Origin of the sequence: Coleofasciculus sp. G3-WIS-01 (genome assembly GCF_040223135.1) — a bacterium.
Lineage (GTDB): Bacteria > Cyanobacteriota > Cyanobacteriia > Cyanobacteriales > Coleofasciculaceae > Coleofasciculus.
On record NZ_JAVJZI010000090.1, the window covers coordinates 44,937 to 63,841 of the forward strand.

At 46.2% G+C, this 18,905-nt stretch carries 18 protein-coding genes and 1 pseudogene; 7 read left to right on the plus strand and 12 right to left on the minus strand.

Features of this window, described 5'->3' with window-relative positions:
* Positions 1–12: 12 nt before the first annotated feature.
* A complete protein-coding gene (gene rlmB, locus RIM23_RS09590; RefSeq protein WP_446366496.1) occupies positions 13–999 on the plus strand; it encodes a 23S rRNA (guanosine(2251)-2'-O)-methyltransferase RlmB in 987 nt (328 codons plus the stop codon).
* A gap of 72 nt (positions 1,000–1,071) precedes the next feature.
* Positions 1,072–1,359: a DUF1816 domain-containing protein gene (locus tag RIM23_RS09595; RefSeq protein ID WP_446366498.1), complete on the plus strand. Its 288-nt coding sequence runs from the start codon at positions 1,072–1,074 to the stop codon at positions 1,357–1,359.
* Between the two features lie 113 nt (positions 1,360–1,472).
* Here RIM23_RS09595 and RIM23_RS09600 read toward each other — a convergent pair whose 3' ends face one another.
* The 6 genes from RIM23_RS09600 to RIM23_RS09625 all read right to left on the minus strand — a co-directional run bounded on the left by RIM23_RS09600 (position 1,473) and on the right by RIM23_RS09625 (position 7,622).
* Entirely contained in the window at positions 1,473–2,354 is an 882-nt protein-coding gene (locus tag RIM23_RS09600) for an alpha/beta fold hydrolase (protein ID WP_446366500.1), read from the minus strand.
* 31 nt (positions 2,355–2,385) lie between these two features.
* Complete coding sequence (locus RIM23_RS09605; protein WP_446366502.1) at positions 2,386–3,462, minus strand: calcium/sodium antiporter; 1,077 nt, start codon at positions 3,460–3,462, stop codon at positions 2,386–2,388.
* A gap of 72 nt (positions 3,463–3,534) precedes the next feature.
* The gene (larB, locus tag RIM23_RS09610; protein WP_446366504.1) at positions 3,535–4,311 is read right to left on the minus strand and encodes a nickel pincer cofactor biosynthesis protein LarB; all 777 of its coding nucleotides are present in this window, start codon (positions 4,309–4,311) and stop codon (positions 3,535–3,537) included.
* Between the two features lie 113 nt (positions 4,312–4,424).
* On the minus strand, positions 4,425–5,438 hold the full coding sequence (locus RIM23_RS09615) for a GAF domain-containing protein (RefSeq protein WP_446366506.1): 1,014 nt from the start codon (positions 5,436–5,438) through the stop codon (positions 4,425–4,427).
* Between the two features lie 319 nt (positions 5,439–5,757).
* Positions 5,758–6,222, minus strand: coding sequence for a tRNA (adenosine(37)-N6)-threonylcarbamoyltransferase complex ATPase subunit type 1 TsaE (gene tsaE, locus RIM23_RS09620; protein WP_446358266.1), 465 nt, complete (start codon positions 6,220–6,222; stop codon positions 5,758–5,760).
* A gap of 29 nt (positions 6,223–6,251) precedes the next feature.
* On the minus strand, positions 6,252–7,622 hold the full coding sequence (locus tag RIM23_RS09625) for a gluconeogenesis factor YvcK family protein (RefSeq protein ID WP_446366508.1): 1,371 nt from the start codon (positions 7,620–7,622) through the stop codon (positions 6,252–6,254).
* A gap of 240 nt (positions 7,623–7,862) precedes the next feature.
* On the opposite strand from RIM23_RS09625, the gene ruvC reads away from it, so the two are divergent.
* The 5 genes and pseudogenes from ruvC to RIM23_RS09650 all read left to right on the plus strand — a co-directional run bounded on the left by ruvC (position 7,863) and on the right by RIM23_RS09650 (position 11,972).
* On the plus strand, positions 7,863–8,378 hold the full coding sequence (gene ruvC / locus RIM23_RS09630; protein ID WP_446366510.1) for a crossover junction endodeoxyribonuclease RuvC: 516 nt from the start codon (positions 7,863–7,865) through the stop codon (positions 8,376–8,378).
* A 182-nt stretch (positions 8,379–8,560) separates the two neighbouring features.
* A pseudogene (locus RIM23_RS09635) lies at positions 8,561–9,764 on the plus strand (RNA-guided endonuclease InsQ/TnpB family protein).
* A 91-nt stretch (positions 9,765–9,855) separates the two neighbouring features.
* Positions 9,856–11,022 (plus strand): DUF58 domain-containing protein, encoded by a 1,167-nt coding sequence (locus tag RIM23_RS09640; protein WP_446366512.1) that lies wholly within the window; start codon positions 9,856–9,858, stop codon positions 11,020–11,022.
* Positions 11,023–11,119: 97 nt separating this feature from the next.
* On the plus strand, positions 11,120–11,485 hold the full coding sequence (locus RIM23_RS09645; protein ID WP_446338242.1) for a ferredoxin-thioredoxin reductase catalytic domain-containing protein: 366 nt from the start codon (positions 11,120–11,122) through the stop codon (positions 11,483–11,485).
* A gap of 76 nt (positions 11,486–11,561) precedes the next feature.
* Positions 11,562–11,972 (plus strand): DUF309 domain-containing protein, encoded by a 411-nt coding sequence (locus RIM23_RS09650; RefSeq protein WP_446366514.1) that lies wholly within the window; start codon positions 11,562–11,564, stop codon positions 11,970–11,972.
* 184 nt (positions 11,973–12,156) lie between these two features.
* On the opposite strand, the gene RIM23_RS09655 is transcribed toward RIM23_RS09650, so the two are convergent.
* The 6 genes from RIM23_RS09655 to RIM23_RS09680 all read right to left on the minus strand — a co-directional run.
* Positions 12,157–12,672 carry a CAAD domain-containing protein gene (locus RIM23_RS09655; RefSeq protein ID WP_446366516.1) on the minus strand — a complete coding sequence of 172 codons (516 nt, stop codon included), beginning with the start codon at positions 12,670–12,672 and terminating at the stop codon, positions 12,157–12,159.
* A gap of 448 nt (positions 12,673–13,120) precedes the next feature.
* Positions 13,121–13,993 (minus strand): 6-carboxytetrahydropterin synthase, encoded by an 873-nt coding sequence (locus tag RIM23_RS09660; protein WP_446366518.1) that lies wholly within the window; start codon positions 13,991–13,993, stop codon positions 13,121–13,123.
* A gap of 154 nt (positions 13,994–14,147) precedes the next feature.
* The gene (locus RIM23_RS09665) at positions 14,148–14,852 is read right to left on the minus strand and encodes a J domain-containing protein (protein ID WP_446366520.1); all 705 of its coding nucleotides are present in this window, start codon (positions 14,850–14,852) and stop codon (positions 14,148–14,150) included.
* Positions 14,853–14,918: 66 nt separating this feature from the next.
* Positions 14,919–15,374: an RrF2 family transcriptional regulator gene (locus tag RIM23_RS09670; RefSeq protein WP_446366522.1), complete on the minus strand. Its 456-nt coding sequence runs from the start codon at positions 15,372–15,374 to the stop codon at positions 14,919–14,921.
* A gap of 283 nt (positions 15,375–15,657) precedes the next feature.
* Positions 15,658–17,493, minus strand: a complete 1,836-nt coding sequence (locus RIM23_RS09675; protein ID WP_446366524.1) for an iron uptake porin — start codon at positions 17,491–17,493, stop codon at positions 15,658–15,660.
* 694 nt (positions 17,494–18,187) lie between these two features.
* Positions 18,188–18,905, minus strand: a 718-nt coding sequence (locus RIM23_RS09680) for a photosystem II D2 protein (photosystem q(a) protein) (protein ID WP_446366526.1), incomplete at its 5' end; no start/stop codon positions are given.

Consider the following 18,905-nt stretch of genomic DNA (forward strand, 5'->3'; position numbering starts at 1 on the left):
TACTATAATACTATGGCTAATCAAGATCGCCGCTCTCACACCTCTGGCAAGCCGAAGCTAGGGAAGTTCCAACATGACCATCGCCGTCCCTCCTCTAAAGGTAAATTCTTCAGGGATCAACGCTCCCCTGATAAGCCTATTCTCAAACGTCACCCAGATTCCCAACCGTTGCCTTCACAAACAACGGAGTCTGAGTCCACTTTGTCAGAAGATGTTGACTTACTCTACGGACGTCATCCGGTTTTAGCCGCCCTAGAAAATCAACGCCAGCTCAATCGGGTGTGGATTTTGCCCCAGTTACGCTATGATCACCGCTTTCACTCGTTACTACTGCAAGCTAAAGCCAACGGTACGGTTATCGATGAAGTTGATCCGCGACGCCTGAGCCAAATTACTCAAGGCGCCAATCATCAAGGTGTCGCGGCTCAAGTTGCGCCTTACTCCTACAAGGAGTTAGGGGATTTGATTCAAACTGCCAAATCCACCAGCAAATACCCCGTGATCATCGTTTGTGACGGGATTAGTGATCCCCACAATTTAGGTGCTATTATTCGTACTGCAGAAGCCTTGGGCGCTCAAGGTTTGGTTATTCCCCAACGACGAGCCGTAGGCGTTACCTCCACCGTGATGAAAGTAGCAGCCGGCGCGTTAGAAACCTTGCAGATTGCCAGAGTGGTCAATCTGAGTCGGGCTTTAGAGGAGCTGAAAACCGCTGGTTTTTGGATTTATGGGACTTGTGCTGACGGTGGTAAGCTACTACACACTGTTGACTTAAGCGGTTCGATAGTATTAGTTATTGGTTCAGAAGGTAGTGGTCTAAGTCTGTTGACTCAGCGCTGCTGTGATGTGTTGGTTTCGGTTCCCCTGTATGGCAAGACTCCTAGCCTCAACGCTTCTGTAGCCGCAGCCATGACGTTGTATGAAACCTATCGTCAGCGTTGGGTTAACCCACTGCATCTTGACGATCTCAGCAAAAATTCTTGGAAAAAAGAAACGTAAAGTAGTATAACAAAATGTAAACAGCAGGGAATAAACAAGACCACATAGCATCCCATCGACTAGGTAAATAGTATGAAAGAACTTTTGATCAACACTCTCCAATTTTTAGGCTTGGCGTTTTGGGTAGAAATCATCACAGACGATCCCCAATGCACCTACTATTTCGGTCCATTCTCCAGTAAACAGGAAGCCGAATCCGCTCAAGGTGGATATATTGAAGATCTAGAAAATGAAGGCGCTCAAGGGATTTCCGTGACGATTATGCGCGGCAAACCGATTCATCTAACAATTTTTGACGAAAACTTGGAAGAGTCAACGGTTAGTGTGAGAGTCCCAACCTTGAGTGGACAACTTTCCTAGAACGTCTTGTCGGGTGTCGGGAACAATTGAACAAAAGTTGAGCGCAGTCCCTACCTAGAATCAACATTCTAGGTAGGGTATAGGAAACACGGAAGCTTTTGTTAAAACCTTTTTTAGGGTTCTTTTTGTCCCCTGAGATCAACAACTTGAGGGTGACGTTCAATCCAATTATCAATATCACTGAGTACCTGATTGGGAATTTCCCAAGGAAAAAGGTGAGCTGTATGAGGATAGCAACGCCACTGAGATTTTCGTAGGTGTTGAGCCGTTTCTTGACTCGATGTAGCGGTGATATGGCGATCGGCTTCTCCCGCTAATACTAGACAGGGACATTGAATTTTTTCTAGGTCAGCCAGTCTATTGTATCCAGCTTTTAATGCTTGATTGAGGGCACCAGTTGCCACCCTAGAGGTTTGAAGATAAGCAGATAAGGCTTCCTGTGCCAAATACTGGTAAGCTGTTGCACTATGGTTTTGGATGAGATAGCGATAGAGCGATCGCACCCCAAAGGTTTCAATGTTCCACCGCCATCCTGGAGAGACGCGATTCAACACAGAGGCGATCCCTGTATAGAGATTATCCTGCCACGCGATCGCAGGATGGTTTCCTCTAGGTCGTGCGGCTGTGGCGACTAAAATTAAACCACTAACTCTCTCAGGTAGACTTAGCGCTAATTCCATGGCGAGAATCCCACCCAGAGACCAACCGAGTACCAAACAACGATTGATCTGGAAGCGGTTAAGTAAATCCTCCAAATCTATCAGGTGATCACTCATCTGAAACGCTTCTAAGGTACGACTGCGACCATATCCTCGCAAGTCAGGAGACAGGGTTTGGAATCGTTGAGATAGATGGTCGGTAAAAACCGACATACAACGACCCGATCCCGGATGACCATGGAGGCAGAGAATCGGAAAGCCTTTACCTTGGCTGTAAACATTAAGTTGAACAGGTTGGGAGATTCTACCTATCAACACCTCTGTAAAGTCCTCCACAAAAGTTTTTGGAAAAATGGCGGATAACAATTCAATTTTTGCGGAAGGAACGAACCGCCAGAATAACCAATGTTATTAGAGTCAACGGCATGACAAACAAGAGCATGATCGCGCTAAATTCTTCCAACGCATCATGTTCAGTTGCGTTAAGAAACAAATACAGCGTATAAGCGACGTAGTATGCCAGAAACAGAATCCCCTCCCACCGATCAATCCGATAACCCGTAAAGAAAATTGGCAGGCAAGCAACGGCTACAGCAATCATGACGGGAATGTCAAAAGTTAAAGCAGGTATTGATACTGCTATACCCTCAGGCGCAAGGACACCACACACTCCCAACACTAACAGGAGATTAAAAATATTACTGCCAACCGCATTACCAACCGCAATATCCCGTTCACCTCGAATCGCGGCAACAACTGACGTGGCAATTTCTGGTAGCGAAGTGCCAACGGCAACAATGGTTAAGCCAATAATCAATTGACTTACCCCAAGGGTTTGGGCAACATTTACAGATCCTTTGATTAGGTAGTCTGAGCCGAGCACCAAAAGCCCTACACCGCCAATAATTAGTCCTAGGTTGAGTAAAATCTGATAGATCCCTCGGCGAGAGCCGCGATTACTGTTTTCCTCAGATAATTCCTGGGACTGACTTTCTTGACGTCCTTGGTATAGGGTAAATAGGGTATAAGCGATCGCTCCCATAACCAGGAAAATCCCATCCCCTCGACCGAGTTTACCGTCCCACCCCATTAACCATACCATTAACGATATTCCAGTCATTAGGGGCGCATCCAGTCGCACCAACTGTCGCGAGACAATCAACGGAGCAGCGGCGGCGCAAGCACCCAGAATTAACAAAATATTGGCAATATTGCTACCCACGACATTACCAATGGCAATATCGGCTTGTCCCGCATAGCTCGACTGTACAGATACAGCTAATTCCGGAGCGCTGGTGCCATAGGCAACAACCGTTAATCCGACGACTAGGGGTGAAAGTCCAGCAGATACAGCTAATTTGGATGCTCCCCGTACCAGAATCTCTGCTCCGACAATCAATAAAACAAATCCACTAATCAAAAATATTACAGTGATGGCATTCATCAGGGTTCATCCGGTGTGGGAATAGATCACAGGGTATGGGTTGATCACATTAATGTCAAAGTTAAGAGTTTCCTATTCCCTCGATAATTTTTCAGCCGCCCGCAGAATTTGACCTGCCAGAATTGCCGCACCAAAACCGTTATCAATATTCACCACTCCCACTCCCGGCGCACAAGAATTGAGCATGGTTAAAAGAGGAGCGAGTCCGCCAAAACTAGCACCATAGCCGATGCTGGTGGGAACGGCAATGACTGGAGAATCAGCTAAACCCGCAACAACACTAGGTAATGCTCCTTCCATTCCAGCTACGACAATTAGCACATTCGCCTCAGCAATCACCTGTTGATGACTCAGCAAGCGGTGGAGTCCCGCTACACCCACATCCCACAGACGCAGGACTTGAAATCCACACAGTTGAGCCGTAACTGCTGCTTCTTCAGCCACCCATAAATCTGAGGTTCCAGCGCATATAATACTAATCGTTCCGGGAGAATTGGATGGAATAGTTTCGGGGGCGATCGCACAAATCCGGGCAGTCGGATAATAGTGGATATCGGGGACTGTGGCTTGGAGCTGGGCAAACACATCAGGGAATATGCGCGTTGCCATCACAACTGAATTGCGTTTTCGCATTGCTGCCATAATTTGTGCAATTTGATCAGGTGTTTTACCTAAACCCCAAATCACCTCTGGAAAACCTGTTCTTAATGTGCGGTGATGGTCAATCTTCGCAAAGTCACTAACTGACTCAAAGGTAAAATGTTTGAGTTTATCTAAGGCAACCGCCGGACTCATTTCGCCAGCCGCCACTGATTCCAGCAAAGATTTTATAGCTTGAGGTTGATTCATAATTTATTCAAATTCTTTAATTAGCTTAATTTTGAATTTTTATAATTTAAAATTTCTTGCTTAATCAGAACTCTTATACATTATTATCTATTATTTTAACCTATTAACTCTAGTCACATTGCTCTGAGTGCCCCGATAATTACAAACCGACCGTAAAGCTTAGTTCGGTTTCCATAGACTTCTATATTAATCAAACTTCTATCTTTCCGCTGCCCTTTAAAGCGACAGGAAAGGTTTTTGTTTTGACCCTGAATGCAACTAGAGATTTGTTGTTCAATAAACTTACGATTGTCCAGGCATACGAGATCTAGAACCGATTCTAAGGAGATCAGTTCCCCAAAAGTATAGCCAAAAATTTCGGCTAATCTGGGATTGACATAGAGAAAATTACCTTCGCCAAACAGGATATATATGCCAATTCGGGAAAATTCTTTCTCGCTGAAGGATTGAGGTACACTTTGGCGAGATTGATCGGTTGCTTGCGTTTGAGTCTGCTGTAACTCTAAGTCCATTTCTTGCTGCTGACGTTCATGATAGAGTCGAGCATTGTCAAGCACCAGTGCCATAGATTCTGCTGTGATTTGCATTAGATGAGCAGATTCCGGGCTAAAATGTCCAGGTTGTGAGTGGGTTAACGTGAGAATTCCTAATACTTCCTTACCCATAAGAATCGGGATGCCAAGGGCGGAGCGAACGGAATAAGGTTGATTAGGTAAAGTCAACCAGCGCTCGTCCTTGATCGTATCAGTAATCAGTCCCAGTTGGCGGTTACGATAAACCCAACCCGCTAAACCTTTATCCAATACTTGACCAATCAGCCGTTGCTTTTGTCCACGTAGCGTCGCACCACGAGCCAGAATACTTTCGGTGACAACGCCATGGGTATCGAGTAAGAACAAACTACTAGATTCAGCACGAGTTAGCTTGGTAGCAATCGTCACAATTTGTTGCAACATGGCTCTGAGCATCAGTGTCCCCCTCGCCGCTTGCAAAGTTGTGGCAAAGGTTCTCATGAGCTGATGTTGGGCATCAAACGCCATTTTAGTCATTTTCAGTTTAATCACTTGTCGGCGTAGGGATGCCACTTCCGCCTGGAGTTGTTCGTAGGACTTGTTGCGATCGCTCATTTGTACCTCTATCCATTCAATGCACCTGCACTCCAATCACTGTAAGATTTCCCCCTGTGCTACGGATAAAGCCATAAGACTCACTCGTTTGGTCTGGGGTGGAATTGACGGTGTTCTTTAATCTCTACCAGAATTTGCTGGCATCTCCCCCATAATGAGTTTAGGCGAGTTGTTGCTTACTCTGGTCAAGTTTGTCCTTTTTCTGCTGAGCGTTCCATTGGTGGCAAATGAGAACTCTATCCCATAAACACTCAGGATAAATCCAAGTTGTGAAGCTTGGAAGCCCACACCAAATCAAAGATTCTGGTGTGGGATGATGTCACAGACGCAGTTCGTGCGCCGCCTCAGATTTCCCCGTTGAGACACAAATCAGTTGGGCTTGGCGTCCACCTTCGCTTAAATAGGTTAAATTCAGATGCAGATAAGATTCTGGTAAATAGGGTAATCGATCCGCCCACTCGATCGCGACGATTCCCAAAGGCATTTCCACGCCTTCCCAATAGCTTTCTGGATGTAACCCAGCTACGGCTTCCGATTCTAGGCGGTACAAATCTAGATGATAGAGTGGAATGCGTCCTTCTAGATATTCGTTAATTAGAGTAAACGTGGGACTGACGATCGCGTCCGTGATGCCCAAGCCTGCACCAATTCCCTGCACCAGTGTGGTTTTACCCGCACCTAAATCTCCCTCTAGTAAAATCACGCTACCCGCTCTCAAAGATTCCCCCAGACGAACACCTAGCGATCGCGTGGCTTGTGCATCCTTTAGACGCAATTGAGTCATTCTTTCCCTTCTACCCGATCAACTCTAAATTACAACAGATGAGCGCGACTGTACCAGCGTAGCAACACCCGGGCTAACTTTTCGGGGTTATGTCGCACTAGATTAGTGTTCTCATCTTCATCCATCACATTGGCTAAAACAATGCGTCGTCCTAGAGTCTCGGTTTCTTCTCGATCTAGAAAAACGGGATGGGAATTCACTTGGGAATATTTAATCAATGCTTGGGCGGAAGGAACCTTTCGATGGACTAAAACCGCATCAAATAGGGGTTGACTACAAGCATTGTCTAGGGCGCGAACATGATCGGCAACCGTATATCCGTCAGTTTCACCCGGTTGAGTCATGATATTACACACATAGATCCGGGGAACGGTACTTGCCGCGATCGCATCAGTAATTTCTGGGACTAACAGATTCGGCACGATGCTGGTATACAGACTACCCGGACCAATAATAATGTAATCGGCTTCGTGAATTGCTTTGAGCACGGCGGGAAGAGCCGGGGGATTTTCTGGCGTGCAACCCATTTTCACGATTTTACCATTGGCAGCCGTAATATTCGATTCACCTTCAATCCGACGCCCATCTTCTAATTCTGCCCACAGACAAACATCGCTCAACGTAGCTGGGAGAACTCGTCCCCGCACCGCTAAGACTTGAGAACTGGCAGAAATTGCCCGTTCTAAGTCCCCCGTAATCTCGCTCATTGCCGTCAAGAATAAATTACCAAAACTGTGACCCACTAGACCATTGCCCGCCGAGAAGCGGTACTGAAACAGCTCAGTTAATAATTTTTCTTGGTCGGCTAAAGCTGCCAAACAGTTGCGAATATCTCCCGGAGGCAGAACCCCAAATTCTTGGCGCAGCCGCCCAGAGGAACCGCCATCATCGGCTACGGTAACAATAGCAGTAATATGGGCGCTGTAAATTTTCAGTCCTCGGAGTAAGGTAGACAACCCCGTACCGCCTCCCACAACCACAATTTTTGGACCACGATACAGGCGACGATGGGCAATCAGCACGTCTATCAGTTCTTCATCGCCTCCGGGTTTTAAAGCCTCAGTAATCGAACCCACCGTCCGGGTTTGTCCCCAGAAGATGAAAATCAGACCACAAATAATCGCCATCGGTCCGGATACATAGTTGGGGATAACCGTGGTGATTGTTTCCAGAATGGTGGACGTGAGTTGGATTAAGTAAAAAATGGGGGTTAGCTTTGCCCAAATCGCCACCCCCAGACTCGTCAGTAGTACGCCTATGGCACTCAGAAGCAACCAGCGTTTGACGAAAAGTCCAGGCGCTAACCACTTAAACCACCGATTGACTTGTCGAGGCGTCCTACCTCTTGACTCATTGTGCAGGGTACGTAGAGCGCGTTTGAAGAGACTAATTGAGGACATCGCTGATACCAGAAACAGAGAACAAAACTGGATAGACTTTAGCTAAGAGCAGTGTAATTGCTCAAGTCCTTGACGTGAGTGGAGAGTTGTCGATTGTCAACTGTGCCATATTCTTTATTAGCTCTTTTGGATATGTCTGTCAGGATACATTCTGGGAATTATACTGGGATGGCGATTAATCTCATGGGGAAGTGGATCATCAAAACGACTAGACTGGTGTTCTAGGATACGGCAAGGTAGATGGGAAAGCGAATTTTAGGACTAGACCCAGGACTAGCGATTTTAGGCTTTGGGGCAATTATCTGCCAAGCTGAAGTCAAACAGATGACCAAGGTTCAGGGAAAATCAACCTCTGAATTGGTGCAGTTATTGGATTTTGGTGTAATTCAGACGCCAGCACGGACAGAGATGGGGCAGCGACTCTGTACAATTTATGAAGATTTGCATACCTTACTCGAACAGTGGCAGCCGGATCTAGTTGCCGTAGAGAAGCTGTTTTTTTATCGGATGAGTACGACAATTACCGTAGCTCAGGCACGGGGGGTTGTCACGTTGGTGTCAGCTCAGCATCAGGTGCCAATGGTGGAGTTTACACCCGGGCAGGTGAAGCAAGCGTTGACGGGTTATGGTAACGCGGACAAGTACGAGGTACAGCAAGCGGTGACACGAGAGTTAAATTTAGAGAATATACCCAAGCCAGATGATGCAGCAGATGCTTTGGCTGTGGCACTAACGGCATGGTTTCATCAGTCGTAGGGGTGAAGCATTTTTGCCAAAAACTTACTCCGAAGCATCATAACTGGCTGCAAAAATGCTTCACCCAACTCTGGAGTCATCTTTCGCAAGCGGCTTTCCTCCCTCGCTAAAAGCGAGGGAGGAAAGCCGCGCCTCCGGTTACAGTTTACAGTTTTTACAGGGAATGTGATAGAATGTGATGCATGACTCAACGCGCCTACCGATACCGCTTTTACCCAACGCCGGAACAAGAACAACTCTTGCGCCGCACGTTGGGTTGTGTTCGGTTGGTCTACAACTTGGCGTTGCACACCCGAACTGAAGGCTGGTATGAAAGGCAAGAGCGGATTGACTACAAACAGACATCCGCTATGCTGACAGATTGGAAAAAGCAAGAAGACTTGCAGTTCCTCAATGAAGTTAGCTGCGTACCATTGCAGCAGGGATTGAGAAACTTGCAAAAAGCGTTTACCAATTTCTGGGCAGGTCGTGCTAAGTATCCCAACTTCTTGAAGTTGCGTAACGGCGGTAGTGCTGAGTTTACCCGTTCTGCTTTTAAGTGGAAAGATGGGCAATTATGGTTAGCAAAATGTCGCGAACCCTTACCAATTCGCTGGAGTCGAACCCTTCCAGAAAACTGCGAACCCTCTACGGTTACAGTAAGGCTAGATGTTTCTGGACGGTGGTTTGTCTCTCTATTGGTTGAGGATCATACTGTTAAGACATTCCCTCAACTTGACAAAGCGATTGGGATTGATGCAGGTGTTACTTCTTTGGTGGCGACCAGCGATGGGGAAAAGATTGCTAATCCAAAGCACTTTAAGCGGCTAAAACGCAAGTTGAGACAAGCTCAAAAAGCATTATCTCGCAAAGTTAAAGGTTCAAATAATAGGGAAAAGGCTCGGCAGCAGGTTGCCCGAATCCATGCTCAAATCGCTGATGCCCGTAAAGATTTTCTTCACAAACTAACGACTCGACTGGTACGTGAAAATCAAACGATTGTTGTCGAAGACTTAGCAGTGAAGAATATGATGAAAAACCACAAGTTAGCTCAAGCAATTGCTGACGCAAGCTGGAGCGAACTGGTTAGACAGTTGGAATACAAGTGCCAGTGGTACGGTCGGACACTGGTTAAGATTGACCGATGGTTTCCCAGCTCTAAGCGCTGTGGACACTGTGGACACATTGTTGATAAATTGCCGCTTGATGTCAGGGAATGGGATTGTCCAGAGTGTAGAACCCACCATGACCGAGATATTAATGCCGCGAATAATATTCTCGCCGCAGGGCTTGCGGTGATAGTCTGTGGAGCGAACATAAGACCTGATGGGCATAAGTCCAAAGGGCAGTTGCGAAAAACCTCTCTCGCTTTTTCTTAGGGGAAAGAAGCAGAAACCTAAATCGTGAGGTTTAGGAATCCCTCGTCTCCGGCGAGGGAGGATGTCAATTGATTGAATGGGATAAGATCAAACCTTAAACAGGGTAGGGATTGTGTCAGATGGGAATCATTACTCGGATCACGGATTGGTTAGAAACCCATTGGGTCACTCCTGCTTATGCTGGATGGATATTAGCGGGTATTGCGATTTGTTTCTTTGGTGCGGCGACCAATACCATGTCAGGATGGCTGTATGTGATCAGTGGTATAATTTTTGCCCTATTGGGGTTAGCGGCTATCTTGCCGCCCTTGTCGCTACGTCATCTGAAAGTCCACCGAAATCCCATCTTTCCGGTGAGTGTGGGCGAGGAACTCACCATTGAAATCGATATTGAAAATCCCACGGCTCGTGCCAAAACTTTATTACAAGTTCAGGACATGCTCCAATCGGAACTGGGAAAACCCCTGCAAACCGCGATTGAAACCATTGCGCCGAGCCGTGTCTATCACTGGGTTTATTTCCATTCCACCAAAAAGCGGGGCGTCTACCATTGGCATGAGATCCAACTGAGAACCGGAAACCCCGTAGGATTATTTTGGTGTCGTCGTAGCCGCCATGGGCCAGCCACAGCGGTTGTTTATCCCACGGTATTACCCCTGACCAGTTGCCCCATCGTAGACGAAATCGGCACAGATGATAGTTTACAACTGTTAAGCGATCGCCGTTCTCAATCAGCCACAGAAGACCTGACGCGATCGCTACGACCTTACCGTGTGGGTGATGCAACTCGTCTGATTCATTGGCGCACCAGCGCCCGTTATGGGGAATTGATGGTACGGGAGTTAGAAGTCTTTACCGGATCTCAAGAAATTATCATTTGCCTTGATAGTTCGGTAAGTTGGCAATCTGAGGATTTTGAATCAGCCGTTATTGCCGCCGCCTCCCTCTACTTCTATGCCTGTTCTCGTCAGCTTGACGCTAGACTCTGGACAGCTAGAACAGGGTTATTACACGGCAATCAAGTCGTCTTAGAAGCCCTGGCTGCGACCCAACCTGGAGAAGATACAGAAACTGGCGATCCTCCTTATCTTCCCTTAATCTGGCTCACACAAGAATCCTCCAGTCTCAATTCCCTCCCTCCGGGTAGTCGTTGGTTATTTTGGTCTCCATCAATATTAGCCGAACCTGACCGACAGGCTTCAGGAGTTACCAATTGCACGGGTAGAATCATTGATCCTGAAGAACCCTTACAACGTCAGTTACAACAATCCCTTACCCGAACTTAACACCCTTCATGACCTTCGGGGAACCTGGTTTGCGTTAAAATGCAAACAAAAGTTGAACGACCACGCCAAGGAATAGGGTATCTAGCGAATTTTACTTATGAGTACATCAGAAACCACCAATCTTTCCAATGAGAAAACACTGGCGGCGATGAAGAATTTCGCCGAAACTTATGCAAAACGAACGGGTACTTACTTTTGTGTTGACCCCTCGGTAACGGCTGTCGTCATTGAAGGATTGGCTAAGCACAAAGATGATTTAGGTTCACCCCTATGCCCTTGCCGTCATTATGAAGACAAAGAAGCCGAGGTGAAAGCCACCTATTGGAATTGTCCTTGCATCCCCATGCGTGAGCGCAAAGAGTGCCACTGTATGTTGTTTTTGACACCAGACAACGAATTTTCTGGAGAACAGCAGGACATTGCCATGGAGGAGATTCAATCCGTTCGAGATAGTATGGCTTAATTGTCTTTATGTCATTGGTCATTGGTCATTTTTAACCTTAAATGACCAATGACTCATACATTAGAATTAATCACCCATGACTGAGCAATTTTGGCAAGGTGTTGAGCAATTTAATCAACAGGAATTTTATGCCTGTCACGACACCTTAGAGGCGTTGTGGATGGATGCTGTCGAGCCAAAAAAACAGTTTTATCAAGGCATATTACAGATTTCGGTCGCTTGCTACCACCTCAATAATCTTAACTGGCGTGGCGCTGTCATCTTGCTTGGGGAGGGAATTAGACGCTTAGGTGACTACCAACCTATTTATGAAGAAATTCAGGTAACCGATTTAATTAGCCACAGTTATCAGCTTTTGCAAACCCTGCAAAAAACTGGAGCCGAGGGTATTTCTGATTTAGTCAATTCCCTAACGGCAAATCAAGCTAGTGAGGAGAGTAATCAAGAAATTTGTAATATGCCTAGAATTATTCGAGTTAATCCCTAGTATCGCTTTTTGGGAAGTCATAACCATGCCCTAAACGTAGTCGAAGGGTCAATTTTAGGGGCTACCGTTAGGCATAAAGCTGGCTTGTCACCAATAGCTGAACCACAAAACCCTCCCTTCTCGGCTTGGTTTTCTCGGATAATCCCCACCCAAATCCAAGACTCAGGTGGGAATATTTATCAAGTTAACTATGAGTTGAATCTTTGCCGAGCAATTGTCCTTTAAGAGCATCAAACTCTTGAGCCAATTCTTGGCGACTTTCGGCTTTCCAAAGATAACGGGCAATAAACCAGATAGTGTAACCAATCCCGACAAGTTCAAAAATTGGGGCTAATAAGGGAATGTCGTTAATGGCATCCAGTACAGCTAGGGTGACATACACGGTAATAAAGCCGGCTATCACTAGCCCAATCAAAATGATGGCTTGTTGGTACTCATAATAAAATGAGCTGATTATCGCCGGAAGTTTGGACAAAAAGTCAAACACAGGCTGTACCCACTCCTGCCAAGCTTGATCCGTGGTTTGACCTGCCGCAGGCAGCATGGGTTGGTTGTTACCAGGGAGTTGGGCTACTGTCCCCGGTTGGTCAACATTGACATCTACTGTAGACTCTGGGATTTTTTTCGCGTCCGCTGGAGTAGTTTTGACTTCTGGGGATGTACCCTCAGTATATTCAGATTTTTGTGGATTCGTTTCCATAGTTCCTCTACTGTGACCTCAAGTAGGACATTTTATCGTTTGTGTGAGCTAGATGGGTATAATAGGCAGAATAATGAAGCTTTCGCCCATATTACCAAAAGTTTTCTTATGACTTCGGTGGAAGCAAAAGACTGATACTCAAACTCTGCCATACCTGGCTCATTTACCTCAATCGGCGAGAATGATCCCGCTATAATCTTTGATTTAGCGGTGGGGGGATGTCAATGTTTCCCTCTTCTATTCACTCGTTACGGGAGTGGGAAAGAAGCATCCGGAAGCCAAACAGCACCCATAACCCCGACTTTTTAGCACCTAGAACCCAGACGTCTCTAAGAAGCCGGGGATCTAGACTCTCAACGACTATGGAAGGCAGGGGCAGGGGTTTGATCGCTGCTCAATAGACCAACATCATCATAGAGGTAGATTCTACCCTATTGTGTTAATCGGTCTAAACTAAGGTTAGAACAGGGGATGCGATCGCGTCCGGTTCTACCGATGATGCTTCACCTGTACAATAGACTTCACAGGAGTTATTGGGACTTTCAATTAGTTTAACTTTATGCAGTTTCGCTCCTAATTTTTGGATCGGTGACTGGAGTAATTGCCGAATATAGATGGCAATATTTTCCGCCGTCGGTACAACCTGGGCAAAGTAGGGGATGTCTTTGTTCAGGAAGGTATGGTCAAAGGGTTCTACGACATAATCATCAATTACCTTCTGCAGCGCTCCCAAATCGACAATCATCCCGGTGCGCGGGTCGATTTCCCCTTTTACAGTAACCTCTAAATGATAATTGTGTCCGTGACCGTTCGGACGAGCGCATTTGCCGTAGATTTCACAGTTGTCCTCATAACTGAGTTGGGGATGAGCTAACCGATGAGCGGCGCTAAAGTGGGTCGATAGGGTGAGATATGCTTCCATTCCGTTTCCTAAATAATCAGCCCAAAGTTCTGGATGTTCAAATAGTTGTATCTTGACAAGTGGCAAATAAGGTGCTAACTTTTGCCAAATAACACGAGCAATGTTTTCGGTCGTGGGTAGGGTTTCCTGGAAGTCTAGCCAAGCATCGTTCAGATAGGCATAGTCTAATTGGCTGGTGACCTCTTGCTTAATTAACTTTTTGACCTGGGATAGGTTTTGCACCATACCGTATTCGTCTAGGTCACCCTCAAGGGAAACAAATAGGACATAATTATGTCCATGACCGGGAAACTGGGTACCTCGACCGAATTTATGCTTGTTTTGAGCTTCACTCAGTTCGGGTAACCAATAGCGGTGACTGGCAGAAAACTGGGCGCGGCGGTTAATGATGCATTTCATGCGTTTTTGAGGCAAGTCAGAATCTGTTAATTTCTGTAAATTAGCACTAATTCTAGGATAAACGAATATTGGTTATTGGTCATTGGTTATTCGTTATTGGTCATTGGTCATTCGTCATTCATTTTTTGTTAACGATTAATTATAAATTTTATAATTAATCGTTTATATGCTTAATGGCATCTTGAGCGTCGTGGCGTAAGCTGGTGGCGATTCGGAAGAGTTCTTGACCGGTATGCAGGTAATGTTCGTCGTAGTTCAAGGTAAAGCGTTCTAACTCATCAATACCATCTCCCAACTGATTGAGACAGTAATACAAAGAAGCCGCAACACCAGCAACAGGAGAGGGATTGGGTTGGGAACGAAAGGTAATCTGAGCCTGATTGAGATCATGACGACAGTTTTCTAGATACGTCTGAAAATCTGCTATGAGTTCGTCGTCAAAGGGATCAGCCGCTAGTTGATTGATTTGCGTATTCAGGGATTTGAGAATGGGAATAATCAATCGGTTCACTGGTTTATAGACTTGCTGCAACCAGTCCTCTAGGTGAATATCAGCATTGTATGATCGCCTCCGTTGACGTTGATACTGTTTTTGCGCCGCTTCGTTGCGCTGTTGGCGAGTGCGGCGTTTAGATGAAAACTGTAGATTGAAAAGCTGTTGGTCATAAAAACGGCGACGCTGAGGATCACTGAGAACTTCATACGCCCCATTAATCTCGACAATTTTTTCTACATTAGACGTTTCCGTTTGACTATCGGGATGAAAACGCTTAGCTAAACGCCGATAGGCTTGCTTGATTTCTTGGGCTGTTGCTTGCGGGTGAATATCTAGTGTTTGGTAATGATTAAAGGATGACATCTGATTTGTCCTTTGTCCTTTGTCCTTTGTCAGGGAACAGGGAATAGGGAATAGGGACGTCCTAATTTAGATGTAATACATAATGTTCAACTGTCGTCTGTTATTCAGTTTCTCCCATAAATCTTGCAGAGTATAGTCTTGCAAAATTTCATTGGTGCGATCGCGGACTTCCTCCCATGTTTCTTGAACGATAGCACTGGCTTCAGTTATCGCCCTTGTTTTGCTACCAGAGGCTATTGCGGTTGCACCATCTAGGCAGTTGATAACATCCAACAGAGTAATTGTCCAGGGTTCCCGCGCCAGAAGGTAGCCCCCTTTAGCCCCCCGTTGGCTACGAACTATATTTCCACGTTTCAGGGTTGCCAGAAGCTGCTCTAAATAGCGATCGGGAATATTTTGTTGCTTGGCAATCTGTCGGATTTGTAAGGGTTCTCCCTCATTGTAATGACCCGTGAGTTCTAAAAGGGCAAGCAGGGTATATTCCGTCTTACAGGAGAGTTCCACAGATTCCACTTGATTCATTTCAGGGCAACCATCCCCAGTATACCCCGGTTTTCCGGTGGGGTTTGCTGGTAAGGGTTGGGCAAGCTGAAAAAACCCCGCGCACTGGCGGGGTGATCAAATTATGGATTTTCAGGCTAATTTTGCCTTCCGAATTGACTTATACCAAGTTGGGTTCTAATGTTCAATTGTGAGTCCTGAGCGAAGCGAAGTAAATGAAGCGGATTGAAGAATCTCGCCAGATGCTTCGCTACATTGCCTTTTGTAAACCCTTACGGATTATCTCTTTGACTTCAACTTAGTATTAGAAGGTGAAAGTCGTTCTCAGAGTACCGATTACTGCATCCTCATTACCGTTATTCTGGTTGGGATTCATTAACCAGATAACACCCGGAGTAAACGAGATATTATCTGTAAGTTGGTACTTGTAGAAGGCTTCAACGTGCCAAGGTAACTCATCATTACTTCGGCGGAAATTCGCGCTTGGCGTATCAATATTTCCGGCGTAGGGTTGTACACCGCCGAAAATTCCCAAAACGTTACCTTCTTTACCCAGATCTGCAAAGGCTACGCCAGCACCATAAGTCCAGATTTCGCTACCGCCTCGACCGATTAGAATTGCATCGGTATAAGCACCATAGCCGCTAATTGAGATATTTTCACTCAAGCGTAATGCTGCTTGTACTCCGTAGGAGTTAGTTACAGTAGGAACCCGATCACCAACGCCAAAGGAACCTGGGTTATTAGCTAGCACAGTACCGACAATACCGTCTCCAAAGTTAGGAAACTCATCTGCACCACCACCACCAATATCAAAGATGGCACTGCCAGCATTATGGTAACCGTGGACGTAAGTTGCACCAATAGCAATTCGATCGCCAAGGTTGAAATTTAACTGGGCTAGTGCCGCATATTCACCATTGAAGATACCAAAGTCTTCCCCTGGATTATCGGCACCAGGACCTGCTAAGTAACCAATAGTCAATGTGCTTGGTCCCAAGACCCTTTCTAGCGGTCCTGCGCCTAGACTAACGGCTGCACCTCCACCACCACCGATTCGATAGATGGGGCTTTCAGAGGCAAAGGCAGACAGCGCACCATTACCACCGTCATAATCTTCAAAGTAAGGATTGAGGGTAGGAACATAGTCACTATGAATCCCGCCTGCACCAGCAAGGTAAACTTTTGAGCTACCAAAGGTGAAGTAGTAGGCTAACCAGTCTACAACGACATCATTATCTGGATCAGTATCCCCGATATTAAATGTCTGTGTACTCTCAAAACCCGCACCAGTATTTAGTAGTTCTGCATTCCCTGCGGCTAAACGAGTAACCAAACGATCCTGACCCGTGAAGCTTGTATTCAGTTCTAGACGAACCCGGTTTTGGAATACAGTATTATTGTCAAAATCAGAATTAAACTCGTCGGTGAGGGCAAAAATCACTTCACCCCTTAACTTGGTCGTCGTGGAAAACTGATTATCTTCCAAGAACGCTACACGACCTTCCAGATTATCAACTCGCGCCCCTAGCGTCGCCAGTTCTGCTTCAAATTCCTGAATTAACCGCCGCAGGGTTACTAGCTCAGTATCATCAAAACCACCCGTACCAATCAAACGCTCAATTTGGTTCAAACAAGAATTCAAACCAGCGGCAAATTCGTAACGAGTCAGCGCCCGATTTCCACGAAATGTACCATCTGGATACCCGGCAATACAACCGTAGCGTTCAACTAGGCTACGTAGCGCTTCAAACGCCCAGTCTCCCGGAGAAACATCCCGTAACTGACCCACACTGGTCACTTGTCCGCTGGAGTTTCCACCTTCGCGGCTGTAGTCATTGATTTGATTTAAAATCTCAGCATCATTGGGCGTAGCCGGTACAGCTTGAGCTAGGGTGGGTTGTGCCTCTGGCTTCACCTCTAGACTTGCTGGAGTTAACTGTTCCGGATTGACCGCAATTTCCTCTGAGACCTTAATATCAGCCACACCATCAAACTGAACTTCTGGCGTCGCTGCTTGAGTGTCAGCAATAGGCAAATTGGCGCTATCTGCTGCACGGACTCCCACCGTAGATGCAACTAAGGTTACACCTAATACCGCTGGGCTAATAAGTAGAGACTTCCACAGTAATTTCGACATCTTCTGTCCTCACACCTTTACAGAAAGAATTAGATTGCCCTTCTCGCACTATGGTACATCGTCTATTGGTAGATGGTATATTTTCTTTTACTTTCAGGTTCGTATTGGAACTCTTTTCCATCTGCCAATCGCTAAGCTTTTGGCTAATACTGCCAATTATATAACTAAATGAACGGCTTGTACTACACAAGTCGTCCGAGATGTCAAGCTTTATAAACTGGTACTTAAGCCCTTGCCTTATCAGCCTTTTACAGATATGCACTTAACTTGCACAGCGTTTGAGCCATCTCAAAATCCCCCAAAAACTATCCGCTCTCACGAGAAGTACATAGATAAAACCCTCAGATAAAATCTATAGCACTTAGTGTGAGAGCGGTCTAGCGGGTCTTCTGATTGAAACCAGACTGCCGGAAGGAACTCCTTAACCAGCCCAGTTGCTCAATAAATGAGTTCTCCGAAGAGAACTGAGCTAGCTGTTAGAGAACAGCTCCGGCGCACAGCCGGCTAACTCCAATCAGATGACCCATGCATTTACTACTATCGCTCATGGGCATCACCTCCTTAATCCCTGTACGGTTTTTTTAAATCCGTCAGTCATCAGGTGTTTCTTCACCTTTAATCAGAATAACACACCCTTTTGATTTTGCAAGGGGGAAGCGTAGAGACGTTGCAGGCAACGTCTCTACAAACCTGATTAGAGTGCGTTACCGCGAGGTAGAACTTCCTCAGGGAATACAAACTTCTGGTGTGGTTGGTCTTGAGGCGCCAGCCAAGCCCGGACTCCTTCATTCAGGAGAATGTTCTTAGTGTAGAATGTCTCAAATTCGGGGTCTTCCGCCGCCCGGATTTCCTGGGAGACGAAGTCATAGGCACGCAGGTTCACGGCTAAGCCAATCACACCCACTGAACTCATCCACAAGCCTGTCACGGGGACAAACAGCATGAAGAAGTGCAGCCAGCGCTTGTTGGAAAACGCAATCCCGAAAATCTGAGACCAGAAACGGTTCGCCGTTACCATTGAATAGGTTTCTTCGGCTTGGGTGGGGTTAAATGCCCTGAAGGTATTTGACCCTTCACCATCTTCAAACAAGGTGTTTTCTACCGTTGCACCGTGAATCGCACAAAGCAGCGCTCCACCTAAGATACCCGCCACTCCCATCATGTGGAAGGGGTTGAGTGTCCAGTTGTGGAACCCTTGGAAGAATAGCAAAAAGCGGAAGATTCCGGCTACGCCAAAGCTGGGAGCAAAGAACCAAGAGGATTGCCCCAACGGATAGATCAAGAATACGCTGACAAATACCGCGATAGGTCCACTAAAGGCAATGGCGTTGTAGGGTCGAATTCCGACCACGCGGGAAATTTCAAATTGCCGCAGCATAAAGCCAATTAAGCCAAAGGCACCATGCAGGGCG

Excerpts from the sequence above, each read along its gene's own strand:
- RIM23_RS09670 (WP_446366522.1), bottom strand. The coding sequence starts at position 15,374 with ATGAATCAAGTGGAATCTGTGGAACTCTCCTGTAAGACGGAATATACC.
- RIM23_RS09650 (WP_446366514.1), top strand. The coding sequence starts at position 11,562 with ATGACTGAGCAATTTTGGCAAGGTGTTGAGCAATTTAATCAACAGGAA.
- RIM23_RS09645 (WP_446338242.1), top strand. The coding sequence starts at position 11,120 with ATGAGTACATCAGAAACCACCAATCTTTCCAATGAGAAAACACTGGCG.
- larB (WP_446366504.1), bottom strand. The coding sequence starts at position 4,311 with ATGAATCAACCTCAAGCTATAAAATCTTTGCTGGAATCAGTGGCGGCT.
- RIM23_RS09655 (WP_446366516.1), bottom strand. The coding sequence starts at position 12,672 with ATGGAAACGAATCCACAAAAATCTGAATATACTGAGGGTACATCCCCA.
- rlmB (WP_446366496.1), top strand. The coding sequence starts at position 13 with ATGGCTAATCAAGATCGCCGCTCTCACACCTCTGGCAAGCCGAAGCTA.
- RIM23_RS09660 (WP_446366518.1), bottom strand. The coding sequence starts at position 13,993 with ATGAAATGCATCATTAACCGCCGCGCCCAGTTTTCTGCCAGTCACCGC.
- RIM23_RS09675 (WP_446366524.1), bottom strand. The coding sequence starts at position 17,493 with ATGTCGAAATTACTGTGGAAGTCTCTACTTATTAGCCCAGCGGTATTA.
- RIM23_RS09605 (WP_446366502.1), bottom strand. The coding sequence starts at position 3,462 with ATGAATGCCATCACTGTAATATTTTTGATTAGTGGATTTGTTTTATTG.
- tsaE (WP_446358266.1), bottom strand. The coding sequence starts at position 6,222 with ATGACTCAATTGCGTCTAAAGGATGCACAAGCCACGCGATCGCTAGGT.
- RIM23_RS09665 (WP_446366520.1), bottom strand. The coding sequence starts at position 14,852 with ATGTCATCCTTTAATCATTACCAAACACTAGATATTCACCCGCAAGCA.
- RIM23_RS09625 (WP_446366508.1), bottom strand. The coding sequence starts at position 7,622 with ATGTCCTCAATTAGTCTCTTCAAACGCGCTCTACGTACCCTGCACAAT.
- RIM23_RS09615 (WP_446366506.1), bottom strand. The coding sequence starts at position 5,438 with ATGAGCGATCGCAACAAGTCCTACGAACAACTCCAGGCGGAAGTGGCA.
- ruvC (WP_446366510.1), top strand. The coding sequence starts at position 7,863 with ATGGGAAAGCGAATTTTAGGACTAGACCCAGGACTAGCGATTTTAGGC.
- RIM23_RS09640 (WP_446366512.1), top strand. The coding sequence starts at position 9,856 with ATGGGAATCATTACTCGGATCACGGATTGGTTAGAAACCCATTGGGTC.
- RIM23_RS09595 (WP_446366498.1), top strand. The coding sequence starts at position 1,072 with ATGAAAGAACTTTTGATCAACACTCTCCAATTTTTAGGCTTGGCGTTT.